16 protein-coding genes are annotated in these 21,794 nt (G+C 58.8%); 3 read left to right on the top strand and 13 right to left on the bottom strand.

The window, feature by feature from the left end; translation table 11 throughout:
* Positions 1-45: 45 nt before the first annotated feature.
* On the bottom strand, positions 46-1,074 hold the full coding sequence (locus ACSQ9D_RS32165; RefSeq protein ID WP_436285808.1) for a sensor histidine kinase: 1,029 nt from the start codon (positions 1,072-1,074) through the stop codon (positions 46-48).
* A 48-nt stretch (positions 1,075-1,122) separates the two neighbouring features.
* Here ACSQ9D_RS32165 and ACSQ9D_RS32160 point away from each other — a divergent pair, with 48 nt between their 5' ends.
* Positions 1,123-1,443 (top strand): hypothetical protein, encoded by a 321-nt coding sequence (locus ACSQ9D_RS32160; protein ID WP_436285807.1) that lies wholly within the window; start codon positions 1,123-1,125, stop codon positions 1,441-1,443.
* Between the two features lie 439 nt (positions 1,444-1,882).
* Here ACSQ9D_RS32160 and ACSQ9D_RS32155 read toward each other — a convergent pair whose 3' ends face one another.
* The 12 genes from ACSQ9D_RS32155 to ACSQ9D_RS32100 form a co-directional block, all read right to left on the bottom strand.
* Entirely contained in the window at positions 1,883-2,509 is a 627-nt protein-coding gene (locus ACSQ9D_RS32155; RefSeq protein ID WP_037081662.1) for a TetR/AcrR family transcriptional regulator, read from the bottom strand.
* Between the two features lie 107 nt (positions 2,510-2,616).
* Complete coding sequence (locus tag ACSQ9D_RS32150) at positions 2,617-3,729, bottom strand: ABC transporter permease (RefSeq protein ID WP_436285806.1); 1,113 nt, start codon at positions 3,727-3,729, stop codon at positions 2,617-2,619.
* A 1-nt stretch (position 3,730) separates the two neighbouring features.
* Entirely contained in the window at positions 3,731-4,873 is a 1,143-nt protein-coding gene (locus tag ACSQ9D_RS32145) for an ABC transporter permease (protein WP_436285805.1), read from the bottom strand.
* Positions 4,870-6,612 (bottom strand): ATP-binding cassette domain-containing protein, encoded by a 1,743-nt coding sequence (locus tag ACSQ9D_RS32140; RefSeq protein WP_436285804.1) that lies wholly within the window; start codon positions 6,610-6,612, stop codon positions 4,870-4,872. Before ACSQ9D_RS32140 ends, ACSQ9D_RS32145 begins: the two co-directional genes overlap by 4 nt.
* Entirely contained in the window at positions 6,609-7,619 is a 1,011-nt protein-coding gene (gene hlyD, locus ACSQ9D_RS32135; RefSeq protein ID WP_436285803.1) for a secretion protein HlyD, read from the bottom strand. Before hlyD ends, ACSQ9D_RS32140 begins: the two co-directional genes overlap by 4 nt.
* Before the next feature lie 555 nt (positions 7,620-8,174).
* Entirely contained in the window at positions 8,175-9,374 is a 1,200-nt protein-coding gene (locus ACSQ9D_RS32130; RefSeq protein WP_436285802.1) for an adenylate/guanylate cyclase domain-containing protein, read from the bottom strand.
* Between the two features lie 270 nt (positions 9,375-9,644).
* On the bottom strand, positions 9,645-10,712 hold the full coding sequence (locus tag ACSQ9D_RS32125; RefSeq protein ID WP_436283783.1) for an IS110 family transposase: 1,068 nt from the start codon (positions 10,710-10,712) through the stop codon (positions 9,645-9,647).
* 153 nt (positions 10,713-10,865) lie between these two features.
* Positions 10,866-12,485 (bottom strand): MDR family MFS transporter, encoded by a 1,620-nt coding sequence (locus tag ACSQ9D_RS32120; RefSeq protein ID WP_436285801.1) that lies wholly within the window; start codon positions 12,483-12,485, stop codon positions 10,866-10,868.
* Positions 12,486-12,569: 84 nt separating this feature from the next.
* On the bottom strand, positions 12,570-13,739 hold the full coding sequence (locus ACSQ9D_RS32115) for an HlyD family secretion protein (protein WP_436285800.1): 1,170 nt from the start codon (positions 13,737-13,739) through the stop codon (positions 12,570-12,572).
* 436 nt (positions 13,740-14,175) lie between these two features.
* Positions 14,176-15,141 carry an MBL fold metallo-hydrolase gene (locus tag ACSQ9D_RS32110; protein ID WP_436285799.1) on the bottom strand — a complete coding sequence of 322 codons (966 nt, stop codon included), beginning with the start codon at positions 15,139-15,141 and terminating at the stop codon, positions 14,176-14,178.
* A 556-nt stretch (positions 15,142-15,697) separates the two neighbouring features.
* Positions 15,698-17,692: a glycosyltransferase gene (locus ACSQ9D_RS32105; protein WP_436285798.1), complete on the bottom strand. Its 1,995-nt coding sequence runs from the start codon at positions 17,690-17,692 to the stop codon at positions 15,698-15,700.
* A complete protein-coding gene (locus ACSQ9D_RS32100) occupies positions 17,674-18,906 on the bottom strand; it encodes an HlyD family secretion protein (RefSeq protein WP_436285797.1) in 1,233 nt (410 codons plus the stop codon). The genes ACSQ9D_RS32105 and ACSQ9D_RS32100 overlap by 19 nt, the downstream gene beginning before the upstream one ends.
* A 381-nt stretch (positions 18,907-19,287) precedes the next feature.
* Here ACSQ9D_RS32100 and ACSQ9D_RS32095 point away from each other — a divergent pair, with 381 nt between their 5' ends.
* Complete coding sequence (locus ACSQ9D_RS32095) at positions 19,288-20,469, top strand: aromatic amino acid transaminase (RefSeq protein ID WP_436285796.1); 1,182 nt, start codon at positions 19,288-19,290, stop codon at positions 20,467-20,469.
* Positions 20,470-20,993: 524 nt separating this feature from the next.
* Positions 20,994-21,764 (top strand): SDR family NAD(P)-dependent oxidoreductase, encoded by a 771-nt coding sequence (locus tag ACSQ9D_RS32090; RefSeq protein ID WP_436285795.1) that lies wholly within the window; start codon positions 20,994-20,996, stop codon positions 21,762-21,764.
* The last annotated feature ends 30 nt before the right edge of the window (positions 21,765-21,794 follow it).

Here is a 21,794-nt window from a genome sequence, read left to right as displayed (position 1 = left end):
TCAGACCGATTGGTCCGGTGACGGTCCACAGCCTGAGTATCCAAATCATTCGTTGGGTGTTTCGTCAGGAACCGAAATGGGAAGCGTGACCCGAAAATTCGCGCCTTTGACTTCATTGGCCACGCTGATGGTGCCGCCATGGTCATCGACGATGGATCGACATATCGCCAGGCCAATCCCCATGCTGTCCGTTTTCGTCGAGAAGAAGCCGTTGAAGATCCGATCAAGATGCCCGGAAGGAATGCCTCCACCGGTATCGCGTACAGACAGGGTCATGGTTCCTCGTTCGTCGATCGACGTTTCGACGAAGATCTCTCGCATTTCTGGGGCAGAGACGGAGATGGCTTGTATACTGTTGAGCAGTAGATTTACGACCACCTGCTGGAGCTGGATGCGGTCACCCAAGACAATAGGAAGCCGATCATCGAGGCGTGATGAAACGGCAATGGCTTGGACCTGACTTTCAGCCGCCACGATGGCCAAAGCCCCTTCGACAACGGCATTGACGTCGACTTGCTGTCGCACGGGATCCCGCTTGACGGTCATGTCCTGGATCCGGCTGATCACCTGGTTGGCTCGGTGCGAGTTCTCCATGATTCTTGCCATGATCGCCTTCACCTTGGCAATGTTCGGCTCGTCGCGATCCAGCCAACGTGTTCCGGTGTCCGCATCGGTGACGATCACCGACAGGGGTTGCCGCACCTCGTGCGCAATCGTCATGACCAGCTCACCAAGCGCCGAAACACGGGCTGCATGCGCGAAATCCGATTCGACTTTGCGGAGCTGCCGCTCGGCTCTGCGCTGCGCCGTGACATCGACCATCATTATCAGCGCGAGGTCCGGGTTGTCAGGTGTTTGAGGGAACGTCACGAAGAGCAGGACATCGAGGAGCCGGCCATCGAAAGCGCGGAGTTTCATCTCCTCGATATAATTGCAGCGCTCGTTGAAACGGGCCGCGATGATGCGCGTGGCGGTTTCCGGGCTCGCGGAAAACAGATATCGAACAGGCCCCAGGAGTTCTCCTTTCCCGGAAGCATTAAGCAGCCTGATCGCGCTGTCGTTGACGCCCGTCACGAGGACCGACTCCTTGGCCAGCTCCACGCACCCCGGCGTTTCTTTGCAATGACCAACGATATCGCCAACTCCCGACGCTTTCAGTCCTTCAAAGGCCTCGGCCATCATCCGCGCATCTATCTGCCAGAGTGGGAGCGGCACGTTGTTGATCAGATTACGATAGCGCGTTTCGCTGCCCTTCAGCTCCCGATAGACCTGAGGGTCGATCTGCAGGCAAGGCTCACTTGTGGCTTCGGGAGTGGCGGCGAGACGACCGCTTTCGACGATGCTGAGGATCGCCCCTGCCTGATCGCGATGTACCTGGACGCCCAGCCGCAGCTCAACGAATTCGCCGGCCGCCGTCTTTCTACGAGCCCTGCCCTGCCATAGGCTCTTTGCGACGACCGCAGACCAATCGACGCCGTCTTCGCCGACGAACTCAGCCAGCCGCCTGCCGACAACTTCGGTTTCAGCCCATCCGTAGGTAGTTTGCGAGGCCAAATTCCAATGGAGGATCCTGCGATCCGCACTGTAAACGATGACGCGCTCGCTCGTCATATCGGATACCGACGCCTGGAGCGGATCGACTGGGAGTGTTGCCGACTTGGAGTTCCGAGATGGCGCGTGATCCATGATACCTCACGATCTGGACGGGCGGCCACCCAGGTAGAAGGCGATACCGCTCAATCGGTTATCGGCGCAAGCCAGATCCGACCGTCGCGCGACTACGCTTCGACATCTGACTGCTTGGGTGAACAGGTACGGTACTATACCGTACCTGTCAAATCCACAAACTCTTCACAAGTTATCGCTAGAAAGTCTCAATCGGTCATTTCCTGCTGACCGCGCCGTGAAGAAATGTCTCGACTGCCTGGCTCACCACAATGACGAGATCCCTCCCACTCGGAATTGGGCCCCCTAGCAGGGCAGCGAAGTGGATCTGCCCTCGGACGAGAGCCAGAAACTGCCCTGCAGCCAGTTTGGGGTTACCGATCGGCTCCGCAGGCTGGCGCTGGTTCTGTTCTTCAAAATAGTCCGCCAAGAGTTGCGAAACGCGGTTCGTCGAGTCTTGTAGAAATCGTTCCCCGAGTTTCGGTAAATGTGGCGCTTCAGAGCTGACGGCGCGGAACAGCGACAAGCCGTCCGGCGAAATGACGGTGCGCAGATAGCCTTCTCCAAAAGTCATTAAGGTTTGACGAAGGTCGCGATTATGCTTGACCTTAAGCCCTTCCATCGTGCGGTCAGCGACACCTGTCACCACCGCAAAAAACAGTTCGTCTTTGCTCGGGAAATACCTGTAAAGGGTCCTTTTGGAGCCGCCGATGATCGCTATTACATCGTCCATCGACGTCCGGGAGAACCCTTTCTCGAAAAAGACCGAAGCGGAGGCGGCGATGATCTCCTCTCGCCTGCTTTCCTCTTTTGGTGACAGTGCATTATGGGCAGGCGTTTTCAAAAGAACTCTCTGAAAAAGGGAGCGCGGTACCGTTCAGTACCACACGATCGCAGGCAGACCAAGCCGTTGACCGGCTTGGTAGCGACGGCTTTCGGGAATTTGGACGATCACTCGAGGCGGCGTCGGAACAGCCAAGAGGCCGCACCCAGCGTCACGATGGCAATCGCCAGGAGGGGCAAGGTCTGCCGCACCACTTCGGACAACGGAATGTCCTTCAGGAATATGCCTTTCACGATGACGAGAAAGTACCGCAGCGGATTGACGACGGTGATCGGTTGTAACCAATCCGGCATGTTTTCGATGGGTGTCGCGAAGCCGGATAGAAGCGTCGCGGGGACAAGAAAGAGAAATGCGCCGAGGATCGCCTGTTGCTGGGTCATCGACAGCGCGGAGATGAAAAGACCGATCCCCGCGATCGAGGCGAGATAGAACAGCGAACTTGCGTAAAGCAGGATGAGCGATCCGCGCAACGGAACCGCGAAGATGAAGACAGCCGCGAGAATGTAGACGGTCATGTGAAAGAGCCCGATCAGCATCGGTGGGGTGAGCTTGCCGATCACGATCTCATGCGTGCGGAGCGGAGAGACCATCAACTGGTCGAAGGTGCCGAGCTCCCGCTCGCGCGCAATGGACAGCGCGGTCACAATCAGTCCGATCAGAAGCGCGATGTTGGCAATGAGATTGGGTACCATGAACCACTGATAGATCAGGTTTGGATTGAACCAATAGCGCGGTACGGTTTCTATCACTGTCGCCGCCTTCCGCTGGCCCGCCGGTGTCTCGGCTGCCAGGCCGAGCACGATCTGGGTGATGTAGCCGGAAACGATCTGGGCAGCATTCGAGCGACGTCCGTCCAACAGAACCTGCAGGTCCGCGGGCTCACCGGCTTCGATAGCACGAGAGAAATCCGGGCCGACGGTTATGGCGGCCGTCACCCTCTGGCGGTCGATCGCCTCGCGTACCACCTGCGGACTGTCCGTGAGCATGACCTGCCTGAAACGTGGCGACCCCTGGATGCGTGCGACAAGCTCCTCGCTCCAATGTCCTGCATCTCGATTGAGCAGCATCACGTCGACATTGCGAACCTCCAGCGTCGCCGCATAGGAGAACACCACGAGCTGCACGATTGGCGGCCCGATCAGAATGGCACGGCCCTTCGGGTCACGAAGCACCGCCAGCAACTCCTTCAGCACGAGGGCTATCAGTCTCGACCACCACATCTCAGGCAATCCTTTTGCGCGTGCTGCGGGCAGCGAGGATGAAAAAGACAGAGCCGATCAGGAACATTGCTCCGATGGAGCGAAAGAACATCGGCCATATGTCACCGGCCAGGAAAACCGTCTGCAGACAAGGGATCAGATAGCGGGTGGGCACCACGAAGGTGATCCACTGGATGACTTGTGGCATCGAATTGATCTCGAACAGAAATCCGGACAGCAAGAAGGACGGCAGGAACGCCGTTATCAGCGCCATCTGCGAGGCCAGGAACTGGTTCTTCGTCACTGCCGAGATCAGCAGCCCCTGCCCCAGCGCCGGAACGAGGAAGACTGCAGACAGCAGGTAGAGCGCGCCTATGGAGCCGCGAAACGGGACGCCGAAAACGAACACCGCGAGAAGGACACACAGCGTCATCGATGCGAGCGCGAGCACGAAATATGGAAGGATCTTGCCAGCGAGGAGTTCGATTGCCGTAACAGGGGTCGCCATGATCGCCTCCATCGTGCCGCGCTCCCACTCGCGGGCGACAACCAGCGACGTCAGCAAGGTCCCGACAAGCGTCATGATGATCGCGATGGAGCCGGGAACGAGAAAGGAGCGGCTCGTCAATTCAGGATTGAACCAGAAACGCTGTTCGACCTTGATAGGCGGTCCATCAGCCGCAGTCTCCGACTGTCGAAGCTGCCGCCACGTCGCCACAGCCCCCTGGACGTAGTTCTGCACGAAATTCGCCGTGTTCGGATCGGAGCCGTCGACGATCACCTGGATCTGAGGATGGGTTCCGGCCGTGTATTTGTCCGTAAAATCAGCCGGGATGACGATGATGCCTCGAATCCGCGCGAGGACCAGATCTTCCTCGAATTCGCGGCGGTCGCGTCCCGTCGTCACCGAAAAATAGCGCGAAGCCTGGAAGCTCGCTGCAAGATCGCTGGTGACGGGCGTCACATCCTCAATGACGGCCCCGACGCGCGTCTCCTTCGTGTCTAGGGAGATGCCGTAGCCGAACAGGAAGAGCAGGATCAGCGGCAGCACGAACGCGATCAGAATGCTGCTCGGATCTCGGATGACCTGAAGGCTTTCCTTTCGAACAAGCGCGACAAATCGAAGGGCGCGGCCCGATTGCGGTGCGTTGCGGTGGCCGGTCATTTGGCGTCCCTCGTTTCCGAGCCTTGCACGAGTGCGATGAAGGCGTCTTCCATCGTCGGATCGGGGTTTTCCTCCGTGACGACGCTGGCCTTGAGCTCGTCCGGGGAGCCGAGAGCGATCGATCGGCCGCGATAGATCAGGGAGATGCGGTCGCAGTATTCGGCTTCGTCCATGAAATGCGTCGTGACGAGGACGGTCACGCCTTTTTCGACCAGACCGTTGATATGGGTCCAGAACTCGCGCCGGGTAATAGGATCGACACCCGAGGTGGGTTCGTCGAGAAACAGGGCCTGCGGTTCGTGCATCACCGCACATGCAAGCGCCAGCCGCTGCTTCAGACCGAGGGGAAGGTCCTTTGCCGACATCGACAGGCGCGGTCCGAAGTCGAAAATCGACGTCATCAACTCGATACGCTCACGCTTCTTGCTACCTGTGAGACCGTAAACCCCCGCGAAGAACTGAAGGTTCTGCCGAACGCTCAGATCGCCGTACAGAGAGAACTTCTGCGCCATGTATCCCAGACGGTTGCGCGCCTGCGCGGCATCACGGCGCAGATCGAAGCCCGCCACACGTCCCTCGCCGCCCGTTGGCTTCAACAGACCGCAGAGCATCTTGAAGGTGGTCGATTTGCCGGCACCGTTCGGTCCAAGCAGCCCGAATATCTCACCGCTCGGAATGTCGAAGGTGATGTTGTCGGCTGCGGTGAAGTCGCCGAACCGCTTGACCAGTCCCTTGGCTTCGATGACCGGCCCCTCTCGCCTGGCGACCAGGGAAGCCTGAGCCTCCGCGAGCCTGGAGCGTCCGCCCGGCCCTCCACCCAGCATGTCCACAAAGGCGTCTTCGAAGCGGGGCTCGGCGGGGCCCACTTTGGCGTCACCACTGGCCGCAAATCGCGCTTCACGACCCGGCGTCGTTACCAGCCTTATCGCCTCGCCCTGGATCCCGCCATCGACAATGCCGTCTTCATCGAGCAGCTTTGCCAGCATCGTGCGCCTTCGCCCGGAGACGCCGGTCACCCTGAACACGCGACCCTTAACCCGATCAGTCATTTGCTGCGGCTTGCCCGAGAACAGCAGCTTGCCCTCGTTCAGCAGTAGAACGCGATCACAGGCTTCCGCTTCATCGAGATAGGCGGTCGACCAGACGACGCCCACGCCCTCCTTGATCAGGTCTTCGACCATCTTCCAGAGGTCGCGCCGGGAGATGGGATCGACGCCGACGCCAGGCTCGTCGAGAAGCAACAAGCGAGGCTTCTTCAAGAGAGCGCAAGCAAGACCGAGTTTCTGCTTCATTCCTCCGGAGAGCTTTCCGGACAGGCGTGTTGAAAAACGCTTCAGGTCGGTAAATGTGAGCAGTTCGTCGAAAATGGTCGCCCTGTCCTGCTTCGCAAGACCGCGCAAGTCGGCATAGAGCTCGAGGTTTTCCTGGACCGAGAGGTCCTCATACAGGCCGAAGCGCTGCGGCATGTAGCCGATGGCCGCCTGGATGTCGGCCGAGCGTTCGCGCGTGCCGAAGCCCAGAACTTCGACCCCTCCGCTGTCCGGCACCATCAGGCCGGTCATCAAGCGGATCAGGGTCGTCTTTCCAGCGCCGTCCGGCCCCACCAGCCCTGTGATCTCACCGCCACGAATGGAGCCAGACACCTGGTCGAGCGCCGGCTTTCCCTGCCCGAAGCGCTTGGTCACACCGTCGAGGCGGACGAAGTCGGCAGCAAGGGTGGTTTCGGCTACGACGTTCATTTCGTCGCCGCCTTGATTTCCGGAAAGCGAAGTGTCACAGGCATGCCCTGGCGAAGATCCTTGCCGGGCGCGTCGATGACGACGCGCAGTCGATAGACGAGATCGGTACGTAGCTCGGGTGTCTCCACGGACTTCGGAGTGAATTCCGCGACTGGAGAAATGAAGCCGATCGTTCCATCGTAGGTCTTATCGGGATCGGTATCGGACGCGGTTTTGACCTTCATCCCCGGATAGATCCGGCCGAGATCGACTTCGCCGATGTAGCTACGCACCCAGACAGGCGCTGTCAGCGACAGGACGTACACCGGATCGGATGACGATACGATTGCGCCCGGCTCCTTGATGCGCGACAGGATGACGCCGTCATTGGGTGCGCGCAGCTCGGTATCCGATAGAGAAGTTCTGGCCGTGAGAAGTGCGGCCTCCGCTGCCTTCACCTGTGCGGCGGCAGTGGCGATGTCTTCGACGCGACTACCCTCTTGCAGGAAGGCAAGCGCCTGCTTCGTCATATCCGAACGCGCTGCAGCCATCGCTCTCGCTGCAGTCGCCTCGTCCAGTCCGGCCTCGGAAATGGTCCCTTGCGGCCGTAGTCGCCGCGCCCGGTCGTAGGCCAAACTTGCCTTTTCGAGGTCCGCCACGCTTGCGTCATGAGTGGCCCGTGCCTGCGCGATCTCGGTCTGACGTGGGCCAGCGACCAGTTTCTCGTGCGTCGCGCGCAGGGCGGCGACGTTCGCTTCCCCCGAGCTCACGGCATGATCGTACGTATCCTTGTCGAGGCGCGCCAGAATGTCGCCGCGCTTTATGACGTCGCCTTCATCGACCATCGCTTCCTCGATGCGACCATTTACGCGGAACGCAAGCGAGACCTGGCGGATGTCGATGTTGCCGTAGAGGACCAGTTCCTCGTCAGCGTTACGCGCAATCCCTAGGGCGGCGGGGACGTCGTACTTCCAGGCGGCAGCTCCCAAGGCGGCCAACACGATCACGATCGGTATGGCTTTGTTCATTTCTTTCTCCTGTGGCGAAGCCGATGATGCAACTCGCAAAAGCTCGTCGCAGCTTTATCCCGACCTTCCGGAGGATGAGGTCCCCAAGCGTCTATCCATAGGACGAGGCATGGTTTTCGCGTCGGGAGTGCAACGGGTACTTAGCTCTCGAAGCGATCTCCCCTGCTAGCCCAACGTTGGTTTACGTTGACGGGGTCTGGCCAAGAAAACGGACGGTCGGCACGTCCCAAAACCCATTGACGCCAAAGATTGTTGCGGTTGCAACATTGGAACGTCATGCACGCAGCGCGATCCTGCAATTGGCGAACGGCATGGGCGAAGCTCGACCCTACCGGCTCACTGGACGAAACCGAGCTTCGCGAGGGTCTTGAGAGACTCCTTACCGGTCAGTGTAGGTAACCTTGACGCCAACTATGCCGAACGTCTCCGGACAAAACAGACGTCCGGCTGATCCGCGTACGGTATGGGTTGCCGATCCCGCATCCGTTGAGCGAGCGGCAGGCCGGACAGTCGGCCTCCGTGCTGGCAGTCGAGACCGATTGAAGGGAGGCTTCTCTATTCCGCAATCGTGAATAGCTCGATCGGATCGGCAAAACCCTTCAGGCGGTGAAATTTGGTGGAGACAATGTTGTCGGCCCCGGAGCTACGACGGAACGTGTCGGACATGAGAACCGACTTTCCGAGCCCCCCGCAGGCAGTCTGTATCCTGCTGAGCAGATTGACGTCCGAACCGATGACCGTGAAATCCAGCCTCCGTCCGGAGCCGATGTTCCCATAGCTCACCTTGCCATAGTGCAATCCCACTGTTGCATCGACGCGGGCACCGTTCTGTTCGAATCCGGCAAGATTGGCGAAGATCTCAGCGGTTGCTGCCAACGCGTGTCGACACGCAACCACAGCGTCGGATGTCGGGAAGAATGCGAGTGCCGCATCCCCCATGAACTTCAGCACTTCCCCGCCGTTGCCCGTGATCGCAGGGATCACCGCATCGAAGTAGGCGTTGAGCAGTTCCAGCACCTTTTCGTCAGGCAGACGGTTCGAGAGTTCGGTGAATCCCTTCATGTCGCAAAGCAGAAGTGCTGCCTGCATCGTCTCGATCTCGCCTTGACGGATTTTGCCGGCGAGGATTCGTTGAGCCGTCATCGGCCCGATGTACGTATCGAGCAAGGACAGCTCGGCGTGACGCATGACCCGCATTTCGCAGGTATTGCGCAACGAAGGCAGGATCCGCTCGATGACACGGATTTCGGACAGCGTGAAGCCGCCTGGCCGCTTCGTCCCAAATCCCGCCGCACTCACCGGTCCGTCGACGTTGCAGAGCGGCGCAATCATGAGCTGGACCAAATTCCGTCCCGCGAACACGTCGATATGCTGCCATGGAGACTGTCGGTCGCCCGCATCAACGATCATCGGCTCACGTGACTCCATCACCTTGACCAGTGGGCTTGAGGCGAACTCGACCTTGATCCCGTGATCCCTGTCATGGATCTCGACGGGTTCGGAAGGAGCCCATGCGACCGTTCGGCCGAGGATCTCGGGATGAAGGGTCATCAGATGGAGCGTAAGTCTGTCGATCGGGAGGCCGATCTGCCGTAACCTGAGACCCAGACCCGCAACCAGGCCGGCTTCGTCGATCGAATGGCACTCGTCGCCGGCGAGCCATTCCAGGACGGCAAGGATGGAGCCAGGATCGACATTGGGCCCGACGCTCCCGCGGTGTCTCCGGGAAATCGGTTCTCGTGTGATCGTGTTCATGGTGATCTCCAATGAAAGAACACAAGGGGTAAAACACCAGCATTTGCGGGCTTTTCCTTGGGTTCTGTTGTTATTTGACCGGCATTTTCGCCGATCGGCTAAATCTCTTCCCTCCGCCGGACAGTTGTTTGCGTCCTTCGGTTCTCGAACCATTCTCCAATGCGTGACCCTGATGCTTGTGGCTTCGGTCACAGAGTGGCGTTCGGCTCCCGGCTTCCCATTCTCCTTGAGGAGCGCAGCCCAGATCCTGCCGGGCTCGCTAAAACACCATCAGGACAGCCGGGATATCGTCGACGCGCCTTCCGTGGTGCCAGTGCCGCGCGGCTCGTAAGCGCGCTGGTCACGCAGAATCTGGAAGGCGATCGTCAAAAGCTTGCGCGCGATGGCAACTCGCGCCTTGTTCACTCCTCTGATCTTCAATTGTTCATACTGGGCGCGAAGCTGCGCATCGGTGGCGATGGCGGGGGTGACGGCTTCGACGAAGGCCCAGCGCAGCCACTTGTTGCCCTGCTTGATGATCTTGCCGTGGAAGGTCTTGCCGCCGGAGGAATAGGTCGAGGGCACGAGCCCGGCATAGGCGGCAAGCTTCTTCGGGTTGCGGAAGCGCGATATGTCGTCGATCTCGGCATCGATCAGCCGGGCGAAGAACTCGCCAATGCCGGGGATCGTCTTCAACAGCTTGACGTTGGCATTGGCCTTGGTCATCGCCCGGATCGTTGCTTCCGACTGCTTGATCCTGATGTCAATGTCGCCGATGAAGTCGAGGCCACGGTCGATCTGGATGCGGTCGATCTCTGAGACGTTGACCTGCGCTAGCTGGACACGGCCGGCCCTGCCGAACAGATCGCCGAGCTTCTTGAGCTGGGCTGTCTGCTCCGGATAGCGATCAAACACCGTGACGATGCGGTTCTTCGTCATTGTGCGCAGCCGCACGTAAAACATCCGTTCGCGCAGCGCGACGCGAAGCTCCCGAGATTTTTCGCCGGGTGCCCAGGCCTCCGGCACCAGGTCGGCTCTAAGCAGATGCGCCAGCACCGTCGCATCGATCTTGTCGGTCTTGATCTTGGCGTCGGCAATCGCCTTGACCTTCCACGGATGGGCGAGAACGACATCATCACAAATGTCGTCGAGCCAGTCATACATCACCATCCAGTTGCGGGTGGCCTCGACCACGGCATGCGAGTTCTCCCGATACCGCTCCAAAAAGCCGCCAAGCGACTGACGGTCATTCTTCACACGGCCAGAGCGCAGCGTTTTACCCGCCGAATCCTGCACCACCAGATGGCTGTAGGATTTGTGGTAGTCGACGCCGATATGGTATTCATAAGAGGCAGTCATGCTTCCAACTCCCTTATTGAGATCTTCGAAACCCCAATAAGGTAAGCCGAAAGGCTGGAAGTGTGACTGTCCCTCGATCATCACCTGCATCTCAGTGATCCGTTCTCTCAGCGGGCGCGGCCTCTTTCATGCCACCTCCTTGAGAATTGCTGTTCAGTGTGCGCCGCCGCCAGACATCTGGCCGCTTGGCTTTTTGAGGAGAAGCGTTGCGAACAAAGCAACGACGAGACCCGCGCCAAGCAGAAAGAACGCATCGCTGAAAGCCATGATGTTGGCCTGCTTACGCACGCTGGACGCAATGGCGACAATGGCTTTATGGGTGGCTGTGGCCTGGTCGCTGACGCCGTGATTCATGAAGTAAGTTGTCAGTTTGGCGACGCGATTTCGCGTGGCTTCTTCGAAGATGCTGATCGAGTTCGTGAGGATGTTGGAATGGAACTGCTCACGCTTCGATATGAAGGTCTGAAGCGAGGCGATTCCGACCGCGCCACCGAGGTTGCGCATCATGTTGAACAACGCCGATGCGGAGCCTGCATTCTCCTGTTCGATGCCAGCAGTCGCAACGACCGAGAGCGGCGCGAAGACAAGGGCTTGCCCGATGGCACGGATGACATTCGGCCAGAAAAGCTGGTCGGCCGCATAGTCTCCGGTCATGTGGACGTTCATGAAATTCGAGGCAGCGAAGAGGGCGAAGCCAATGGCGATCAGCAACCGGACGTCGATCAGCTTCATCAGCTTGGGAACGAGCGGAATGAGAATTAGCTGCGGGATACCGGTCCAGGCAAGCACCATGCCGATCTGTTCTGAATTGTAGCCCTGGATTCTCGCCAGATAGATCGGCAGCACGAACGCAGACCCATAGAGCGCGATGCCGAGCATAGTGTTCGCCAAGATGCCGAAGCCGAAGTTACGGCGCGCGAGGAGCCTCAGATTCAGAAGCGGGTTAGCGGTCTTGAACTCGATGATCAGGAAAAGCGTCAGAGAGACTGCGGCGACGATCGAGAGCTTGACGATGAACTCGGATCCGAACCAATCTTCCTTGTTGCCCTCCTCCAACACCGTTTGAAGGGCGGCAAGGCCAATCGCCAAGGTGGCGATGCCGGGCCAGTCCCCTTTGGCAAGCAGGCCTAGATTCATAGGAGCTTCGTCGAGCGAGGCCCAGAGCAGAGCGACCATCAGCAAACCGGGGACGAGGTTCACGTAGAAGATGAATTCCCAGCCGTAATTCTCCGTCAGATATCCGCCAATGGTCGGCCCGATCGCTGGAGCGAACGTGGCCGAAAGCGCAAAGAGTGCCAATCCGATCGGTTGCTTCGGTTTCGGCAGTAGGGTGATGATGATCGTGAAGGCCATGGGGATCAGGACACCACCAGCAAAGCCCTGGATGGCACGGAGCACGATCATCTGTTCGAGGTTTGTGGCGAACGCACAAGCAACGGAAAAGACCAGGAACAGGAGGGCGTTGGTCAGGAGATACTTCCGGAGGGAGAAGACCTGAGCGAGCCAGCCGCTGAGGGGGATGACCACGATTTCCGCAATGAGATATGAAGTCGAGATCCAGCCGCCGTCATCCTTGCCGGCACCGATCGCGCCCTGAATGTCGGCGAGCGACGCGTTGACGATCTGGATATTGAGGACGGCCATGAACGCGCCCAAGGTCGATCCGACGACCGCGCACCACATCCGGAGAGGGCTCATCCCGGTTTTGGCGGATTGAGACGATACAGCCTGCGACGGCTCTTTGTTGTTCGCTACGAGCTTAAGTGTAGCCATGACATTGCTCCTTCCGCAGTTGCGGAATCTTCACCACGGTATTTCTGTGATCGGAAAAGAGAGACGGTTACCCGCCAGCGCCCGTTACTTCGCTTCCGAGAGTCGCGCGAGTCTTGTGTTGATTTCCGGCTCTACGGACATTCCGGACCGGAGCTGAGCCGCGCGGGCTTCGTCATCGATGATGATCTTCACCGGGATTCGCTGGACGATCTTTGTGAAGTTGCCCGTCGCATTGTCCGGGGGAAGCAGGGAGAACTCGAGGCCGCTCGCTGGCGAGACGCTGTCCACGTGCCCTTTCACTTCGAGGCCTGGAAAGCTATCCACCTTGATGTCCACCGGCTGCCCCGCCCGAACGTAGGTGAGTTGCGTTTCCTTGAAGTTGGCAACGACATAGACTGAATGCAGGGGCACCACCGCCATCAACTGCGTGCCAGCGGTGACATACTGTCCAACGCGGATCGAGCGTGCGCCGACTGTTCCGTCGACCGCTGCGACGATACTCGTGTAAGAGAGGTTCAGTTCGGCCTGTTGTGCCGCCGCGGCGGCTCGTTCCCGTTGAGCGACCGCCTGGTCGCGCTGGCTCTTGAGAACCGGCACCCTGTCGTGCGCGGCAATCAACGCAGCCTGGTCGCGTTGGACTGCGGCGGTCGCCTGATCCATCAGAGAGCGGCTCTGTTCCGCACGCGACTGCGTCCCCGCCCCGGTGCTGATCAGGCGCGTATTCCTCTGGGCCTCGGACTTTGCAAAGACAAGCGAAGCATTCGATGCATCGACCGACGCCTGAGCCTGACCGATGACCGATCTCTGCAGTTCGATCTGAGCGTCGATATTCGTGATCGCAGCCTCCGACGCCTTCACGTCGGCCCGCGCCTGATTCAGTGCCGCCTGGAAGTCACGATCGTCGATCCGCGCAAGAACCTGCCCTGCAGTTACGGCGTCGTTGTCATTAACGAGCACCTCCTTGACGTAGCCGGCCACCTTCGGAGCAACCGTCGTGTAGTCTGCCTTTACATAGGCGTTATCGGTGGACTCGATAAATCGGCCGACGGTCCAGTAGTGGTGGCCGAAGTGGACGCCATACGCCCCTCCGGCTAGCAGGACCAAGGCAAGCACACCCTTCTTGACGGCAGATTTCCGGCGGGGAGCGGCAACAGGCGTGGACGCGACCTGTTCGGCGGGTGTTGCTGCGGGATCGTCTCCGTTTATGCCGGGATCCGTGGACTCGAATTCTTCCTTACGGGGTAGTTCAACCATTGCAATCTCCTGCGATCATCGCTCGCGAGCAATCTCTCGCGTCCTAAGTGCCCTATGTCGCAGCCATTTATAATTCCCATCTCACTTTAAAGATTATCCGCTCAGAGTGGATAATCCTCGGATCTCTTCTGCTCGGCCGAGGTTGAGGACGCGCGCCACTTTTTGATTTTCGTTGATCACGGGCTCGGACGAATTTGGGCGCGAGGCCGAACCAGGCTGATGAAAAGGGCCGTCGTCTAAAGGCTGGCTGATCTCGAACAGATGCACCCGCGCTGCCGGAGAACCAGCCGGCGCGGCGCGGGCGCGAGATGATCCGACCTGCTAGCGGTACTGAAAACCGAGGTCTAAGTCGGCGAGGATACAGGCGATGAGGCAGCGATCGACTGGCTGTTCAAACGCATGCAGTCGTCTAGTTCGGCCCTAACCCAATAAGCGGTCAGTAGTCCCAGAAGACTGGCACCCAACGAAAGTGGTCGCCGGTGACCGCCACATGGCCGACGGACGGGAACGGCAGATGAGTGGCCACCAGCAGTTCACCGTTCGCCGCCAACTCCCGCAAAAGACGCACCCGGACGCGGGCTGCCTCCTCGGGGTCATGTTCGAAGCCGTTGTACCAGTCGGGGTGTTCGAACCCGACCGCGAACACGGCGTCGCCGGCGAAGGTCAGTCGTTCGCCGCCGGACGCCAGGCGGACCACGCTGTGCCCTGGGGTGTGGCCGCCGGTGCGATGGACGACTACCCCCGGTGCCACCTCGTATTCCTCATCGAATAGCCGTAGCTGACCACGGTACTCCTTCGAGAACTGCTTGGCGGCCGCCCGAAGCGCGTCCGGGAACCCCGGCGGCATGGAGACGTGAGAAAAATCGGGAGCCTCCCAGAACTTGATTTCGGCGGCCGCCACGTGGATGCGCAGGTCCGGACGCAGGCTGTCCTTCACCCCGTCGATGAGCAGCCCGCCAATGTGGTCCATGTGCAGGTGGGTAAGCACCACGTCGGTCACGGACGCAAGATCGATGCCGGCGGCCTCCAGCCGTTTGATCAACTGCCCGGCCCGCGGCAAGTTCAGGTCCGGGTCCAACCCTAGCCCAGCGTCGATGAGTATGGTCTGCTCGCCGCTGCGCACCACGACGACGTTCAGCGCCCAATCATAAGCGTCCGGCGGCAGGAACATATCGTCCAACCAGGCAGCCCGGTCCGCGGCGTCGGCATTGTGTCCCAACATCTTGGTTGGCAGCGGCAGCACCCCGTCGCTGACCACCAGGACATCGATTTCGCCGATCCGCAGCGCGTAGCGCGATGGAACCAACTCGCCAGTTCCCGGCTTGCCGAGATGAAAGGTGTTTTCCAAGCTGCTATTTGTCTGCTGCGGATTCTTACGGGGTCTTGTTTCTGCCTGCGACATGACGCGCTCCTGTTTTGCGTGAAGACTAGCCTGTCACTCTCCACCCGGTAGGACGCTGATGTCACATACCGTCATGGATCCGGCGCTCGAACCTATGTTTCTGAAAGTGTGGCTGTCGAGCGCTCCTTGGTGGCGGCTCCAGCAACCCTACAACCACCCTCAAACGCCTGTAATCCAAACTTAGGTTTGGGATTGGCCGCTCACCGCAGGCGCTGGGGCAAGACTAGGATCGGGCGTGGCTAGCTCCGTTTGGCGTTGATAGCCAGGCCAACGATGGCACGTTCAACTGTTAGGACTGAACGAACGCAGGCCTGCGTCAAGATCCCAGGAACTGTGCCGACGCATGATGGAAAGCCGGCTTGACCGTACCGCCGATCGTGCGTTTCATTCAGCCGAAGGACCATCCGGATGACTGGCTACGTCGCCGCGCGTCGGCCGTATCGGCACGGTCATTTCTCGCCTTCCCGGCAGCAAGGATTTGATGCGGCTAAGCAGCCATTTCCGCTGTTCGATCCCACTAAATTTTGTGTATGTGTCGGGCCGGGAGACACCTCCCTCAAAGCGTCCGGGTTCGACCGAAAGTCCGAAGCAGAAGGTTGATCGAGACCGCGACTTTGTCAATGTCACGAACGTCCTGGGAGTATCGCCCGGTATAAAGCTTGACGATCATCTTATCGCGGGCCGAACCGCTAAGATCGAAATGGAGGTGCAAGTAGAAGGCCTCCTTGTCGCCCAGGCGAGCAATGCTCCTTCGTCTTTGGGTGACCATCCTTAATTCCGTTTTGAAAGGCGAAAAACCCTCGAGCGACAGCGTGACATCGGCGGATGCAAAGCGCGTCTCCGGCGGCACGGCAACAACTGCCTTGTCGAGCGCCAGACTGACCATGCGGCCGGGAACGCCGTCGACGTGAACCGCTTCATCAAGTTTGAACGCATCGAAGAGCCGTCGCGGTTTCTCGAAGCAGATCAAGGACGCGATAGCGAGAACGACAATGTTGATGCCCGACCAGCAAGCCGCAATCGGTGAGAACTGCGCCTCGACATGGGAGGTCTCAGGCACAATATTGATGACAAGACCGATGGCCGTCGCCAATATCAACACCGCTATCCAGGCAAGGCTGTATCCATCATATCCAATCGCCTCGTTGCCGCTGCCCTTCGGGGTCACCCTGAACGGTTTGCCGAAGGGACGCACCACACTGGAAATGACAGTTGGCAACATCCGAAACGTCGCAAAAGCTCCGACTGCACTCGATACGACGGGCAAATACCGCGTCGGTGTTATCCAGAGCATTAAAAGGAAATAGGCCGTCAGCAACGGCACCTGATTGGAGATATAGTCCGCAGCGTTGGTGAAGTAGAGCGGCAACAAGCCGAACCAGAGATATATGATCGGGATGATCAATATCGCAAAGCGCACCAGATACTGCACCAACCACGACAGCGGAAGGAACATGATGCGTTGAAAAAGTGACAGACCAGGGCCGCGCAGTGGGCCGTTGTGAAGATAGAGTGTTTGAATTCCCCCCTGGCACCAGCGCTCGCGCTGTACGAAATAGCCAGTCAAATTCTCAGCGGCCAATCCCATCGACAGGCGCTCATTGAGGTAACGGGTCTTGTAACCCTTGTTGAGCATGGAAAGGGTGGTCAACAGATCCTCTGTGATGGATTCCGTCGGAAAACCCCCAATCTCATCGATCGCCTTGCGTCGCGCGATCGAGCATGACCCACAGCAGAAACTGACGTCCCAGATATCTCGGCTCGGTGCAATTTCATCAAAGAACAAACGCTGCTCGTCCGGCCAGATATTTTCCAGACCGAGATTTGACTGCACCGGATCGGTATTGAAGAAATGCTGCGGCGTTTGGACGATGCCGATGGTCGCATCGGAAAAGAAGGGCAGCGTGCGGCGCAGGAAGTGACGATAGGGCACGAAGTCAGCATCGAATATCGCGATGAAGTCGCCGGAGCTGACCTTCAGACCGTTGTTCATGTTGCCGGCTTTGGCATGGCTGTTGTCGGGGCGTGTGACATGGATTGCTCCCCTCTCCCTGCAGTACGCCTTGAGCCAATCACGACGCTGATCGTCGAGCACGTAGACTTTCAGCTTGTCTTGCGGATAATCGAGCGCAAGCGCCCCAATGATCGTCCGTTCCAGGACGTCGAGCGGCTCGTTATAGGTAGGAATGAACACATCCACCGTGGGCAATTCATCCTCGTCACCTCTAAAGAAGTCTCGCGCGAGACCGTCCGCTTCTGCGCTCCGGTCCACGTATCGACTCATCAAGACCAGGAAGAGCACGACTTCAAAGAACGCGAGAATTTCTACGATGAACAGAAACCAGACCCAGTAGAAGTTGAGGCCATCGTTGGGATAAGGGAGTACCGTCTCGAATAGCCGCCAGAGTATATAGCGCAATGCGATGGCGCCAACGACAGCGCATGTGATTGCACGCGTCCAGCTCTGGTTACGAGACCAGTTGAAAGGTCCAAGCAAAAAGAACCCCAAAACCAAAAACGTCGGCGCCAGTGCTATAAGATACTGAACCACAAGCCTTCCACCCAGTGCCATATGCCGATGTTAGGTTTGGGCAGGCGTACCTGAACAGAACGCCCCACCTGGCAAAAGTTCGGAAAATCCGTATTGAGAGCGGAGGGAGCCAGGCCCACGCGTATTCGATCGTTGCGTTTGGTAGTTTCGGGCTGATTGGCTGCCAGCGTGTCCTTCTCGGCGACCGCGGAGCTGCCTCTTACCGATAACACCACGCCTTTGAAGACGTCGCCTGCGCCTAGCAAGCGCACCTCTGCAGCAAGGCCAGGATAAATCTCTTGGTAGTCGACTTCCGGAACAAGGATATCGACGAACAGATCGCTGCAATCGAGGATGCGCATCAGCTCGGTATTGAGGATGACGTTCGAGCCGTTGACGATGTTGCTACTCCACACCACTCCATCGAAAGGCGATGGAACTGATGCCGAAGTGAGACTGCGGACGCGGTTTTCCTCCTCAATCAGCTGCTTTTGCACCTGTGCGGCCCGTGTTTCGTTTTCGGCGATGCGCGTGTTGAGATCGTTGATACGAACAATCACCTCATCCTGTCGCTGGCGGGAATAGGGCACGTCGTTCTGGCCGTCACCGAGAACGAAAACACCTTGGCGAACGGCTTCCAGCTTTTGTTCGAGCTGCGCTACGGTCAAGCCACTGATTTCGAGTTCGCCCCCCGCCGCTTTCCAGGCGGCTCGGGCGGCTTCGACCATCTTGGTGGACAGGATACCCTTCGCCTCAAGCGCCAGCCGCCGGTCAAAGTCGACTTGCGCGACGTTGTCCTGCGCCTCGGAAACCTTGACCCGTTTGTTTAGGATCTCAACTTGCCGCTCCAAGTCGGCAATGGTTGTGCGTGTGAAGACTTCCATGCGTGCAGCCAGCTGATCACGAAGTCGTGCAAGCTCATCGCGTTCCCGCTTTAGCGCCGTAGCATGTTCGACAGCAGTCATCTGGTCGGCTTGCAGCGAAGTCAGTATTGCGCGGTTCACGCGGGCGTTGTGTATCAAGGCGAGCGGCTCTCCTGCCAACACGCGTGCACCAACTTTTGGGGGCGTTTCTGCGACCTCGCCGTCGATAGGCGCATTCACGATCGCAAATCGCGCGTTGACTGTACCGTCGAGGCTTGTAAAGCCGGTCAGGCCGGGCAGCAGAAGAACGATCGCAACCGCGAACAGGGATATGCCGACCAGAATACGGGTGATGCGATGGTTCCAGATCATTGGCAATTCCGAAAATTATCAACCGAAAGGCACTCATGCGAGGCCCAGTGCAAAGTGAATGCAACCCTTTCTTGTATTGATCTAGGCGCACTGTGGCCATGGACAAGGGGCAACCTGGCTGCGCTCGATACGTGCAGTAAAATGTTGCAATAAGGCTAACCTTGGATCAGCTATGTACTGCAGCGGAGGCTCGTTTTGTGTCATGAAGGATCGTTGACGCGTCTCTTGACGAGTTGCCGGTCGTTCCGTGGTCCGCAATGCTATGACGTTCACGGCGAGGACGATCGCAACCGCTTCCGCGAGCGTGAACGGCAGGCTAAACGCGCCGAGGCGCGCCGCGAAATGCAAATCGGTACTTGATCTCAATCCAAAGGAAAAGCCATGTTCGAAACCCTTGACCTCGCCCCGCCGGACAAGATCCTCAGCCTCTCGATTCTGTACAAGAACGACGCGCGGCCGACGAAAATGGATCTCGGCGTCGGCGTCTACAAGAATTCGCAGGGCGCGACCGTCATCATGCGAGCCGTGCGCGAGGCCGAGAAACGCCTTTATGAAAGCCAGACGACAAAGACCTATGTCGGCATGGCAGGCGATGAAGGCTTCAACAAGGCTATGCTGCAGCTGGTCTTTGGCGAGAGGGCCGATCTGTCGCGCATGTTCGCCTGCCAGACGGCGGGCGGCTCAGGCGCGCTGCGCACGATCGCCGACTTGCTCGCAAAGGCCCGGCCTGACGCCACCATCTGGCTCTCCGATCCGACCTGGCCGAACCATGTGCCGATCCTGAAGGCTGCAGGGTTCAAAACCGCGACCTATCCCTATTTCGATCCCGCAAGCGGCACGGTGAAGGCCGATGCGATGCTAGAGGGATTGAAGCAGGCGAAGGCCGGTGACATCACTCTGCTGCATGGCTGCTGCCACAACCCGACCGGCGCCAATCTGACGATCCAGCAGTGGGCTCCGGTCGTGGATCTTCTCGTCGAACGCGACCTCTTCCCCTTCGTCGATCTTGCCTATCAGGGCTTTGGCGATGGTCTGGAGGAAGACGCCGCCGCCGTTCGCCTGCTCGCGAGCAAGGTGCCGGAAATGGCTGTCGCCACATCCTGCTCGAAAAACTTCTCGGTCTACCGCGACCGCGTCGGCGCCGTCATCCTGATGGGCAAGGACGCAGAAGGCGTAAAGATCGCCGGCAGCCAGGCGCTCGCCACGACCCGCGTGCTGTATTCCATGCCGCCGGACCATGCCGCCGCCGCCGTCCGCATCATCCTCGAGGACGATGCACTGCGCGCCGACTGGAAGTCCGAACTCGAGGCCATGCGGCTTCGCATGCTCAACCTGCGTAAAGGCTTTGCCGAGGCGCTCCGTCGCCAGTCCAACTCCTCGCGCTTCGACTTCATCGCCGACCACCGCGGCATGTTCTCGCGCCTCGGCCTGACCGAAGCGCAGGTCGACCGCCTGCGAGACGAGTTCGGCATCTACATGGTCGGCGATTCCCGCTTCAACGTCGCGGGCCTCAGGGAAGACCGGCTCGACGACCTCGCCAAGGCTGTTGTTTCGGTGCTCTGAGCCTGAGACCTTTGCCGGCTCAGTTGATGAAGGTATGGCGCGTATTCTGCTGATTAGAACGGATACCTCAGCAAATTGAAGCGTCAACGCCATTCGATATCGTGGCAACGAGCTCTGAAAGCGAGGGATCGTCTTAAGTAGATTTGAAGTTCCGACTCTCCATATCGTTGAACGACGAGCATCTGCGATGCGCCGCAACCCACGCTCTTGAAGCGATCGGAACCTGCGACCACCTCTTTCCCAACTATCTGAAATCCCACATCTTCACCTTGATCGCACCGATGTGAAGCTGAAAGCCATCCACAATCGGGCGTTTGATTCGATCGGCAGATCCTGGGCAATCAATCTCAAACCCAATGATTGTCTCTGCGGCTGCCGATCGGGATTTCTGAGCGTAATGTCCTGTGGCAACTTTTGCCATGGCGCGTCTTTCAGGCACAAATCGGAATGTCTCTCTTTGTCAATACATGTATAGACATTATTGTTGAACGGTGGTTCTATCCTGCAAAAGCAAGGGGATCATCATGGCCAATACGATGTTCGATCTGGCAGGAAGAGTGGCAGTTGTGACCGGTGCGAGCCGCGGCCTGGGCCAATGGATTGCGCTGGCGCTTGCCGAAGCGGGTGCCGATGTTTGCGTTACGGCGCGCGATCAAAATTCGCTAAGCGAAACCAAAGGGAGGATCGAGGCCCTTGGCAGGACCTGCATCACGAGCGCCCAGGATGTGACAGACATCTCGTCCATCGACGAAACGCTAAGCAAGTTCGAAAACATCACTGGCGCTGTCGATATCCTTGTCAATAATGCCGGCTACGAACAGGTATCTCCCTCGCTCGACGTCGATGAACAGATCTGGGACAAGATCATCGGCACCAACCTCAAGGGCGCGTTCTTCTGGTCGCAAGGCGCGGCGCGGCGGATGTCAAAACAGCCCCGGGGCGGAAGCATCATAAACCTTTGCTCACTTACCTCCTATATCGGCATTCCGACCGCCGTGCCCTATGGCTCCTCGAAGTCGGGACTGCTCGGTATGACCCGAGCGCTTTCGGCCGAATGGGCACCGCTGGGCATCCGCGTGAATGCAGTGGCACCGGGCTATTTCCGCACAGCGATGACCGAGGGTTTTTATCAGGACGAGGGCTGGTCGGCCAAAATGCTGGACAAGATCCCACAGAAACGGTTCGGTGATGGTGTCGACATCGGCGGCGCCGTCGTCTTCCTCGCAAGTGGCGCATCGGCCTACATCACCGGCCAATGCATTCCTGTCGACGGCGGTTTTTTGGCGTCGATCTAGAAACGGAAGATGACGCTTGACAGCACACGA

This window comes from Rhizobium sp. LjRoot258 (assembly GCF_964254185.1).
Classification (GTDB): domain Bacteria; phylum Pseudomonadota; class Alphaproteobacteria; order Rhizobiales; family Rhizobiaceae; genus Rhizobium.
The sequence above is the reverse complement of the archived record's forward strand: the minus strand, read 5'-3'. Positions and strand labels throughout refer to the sequence as shown.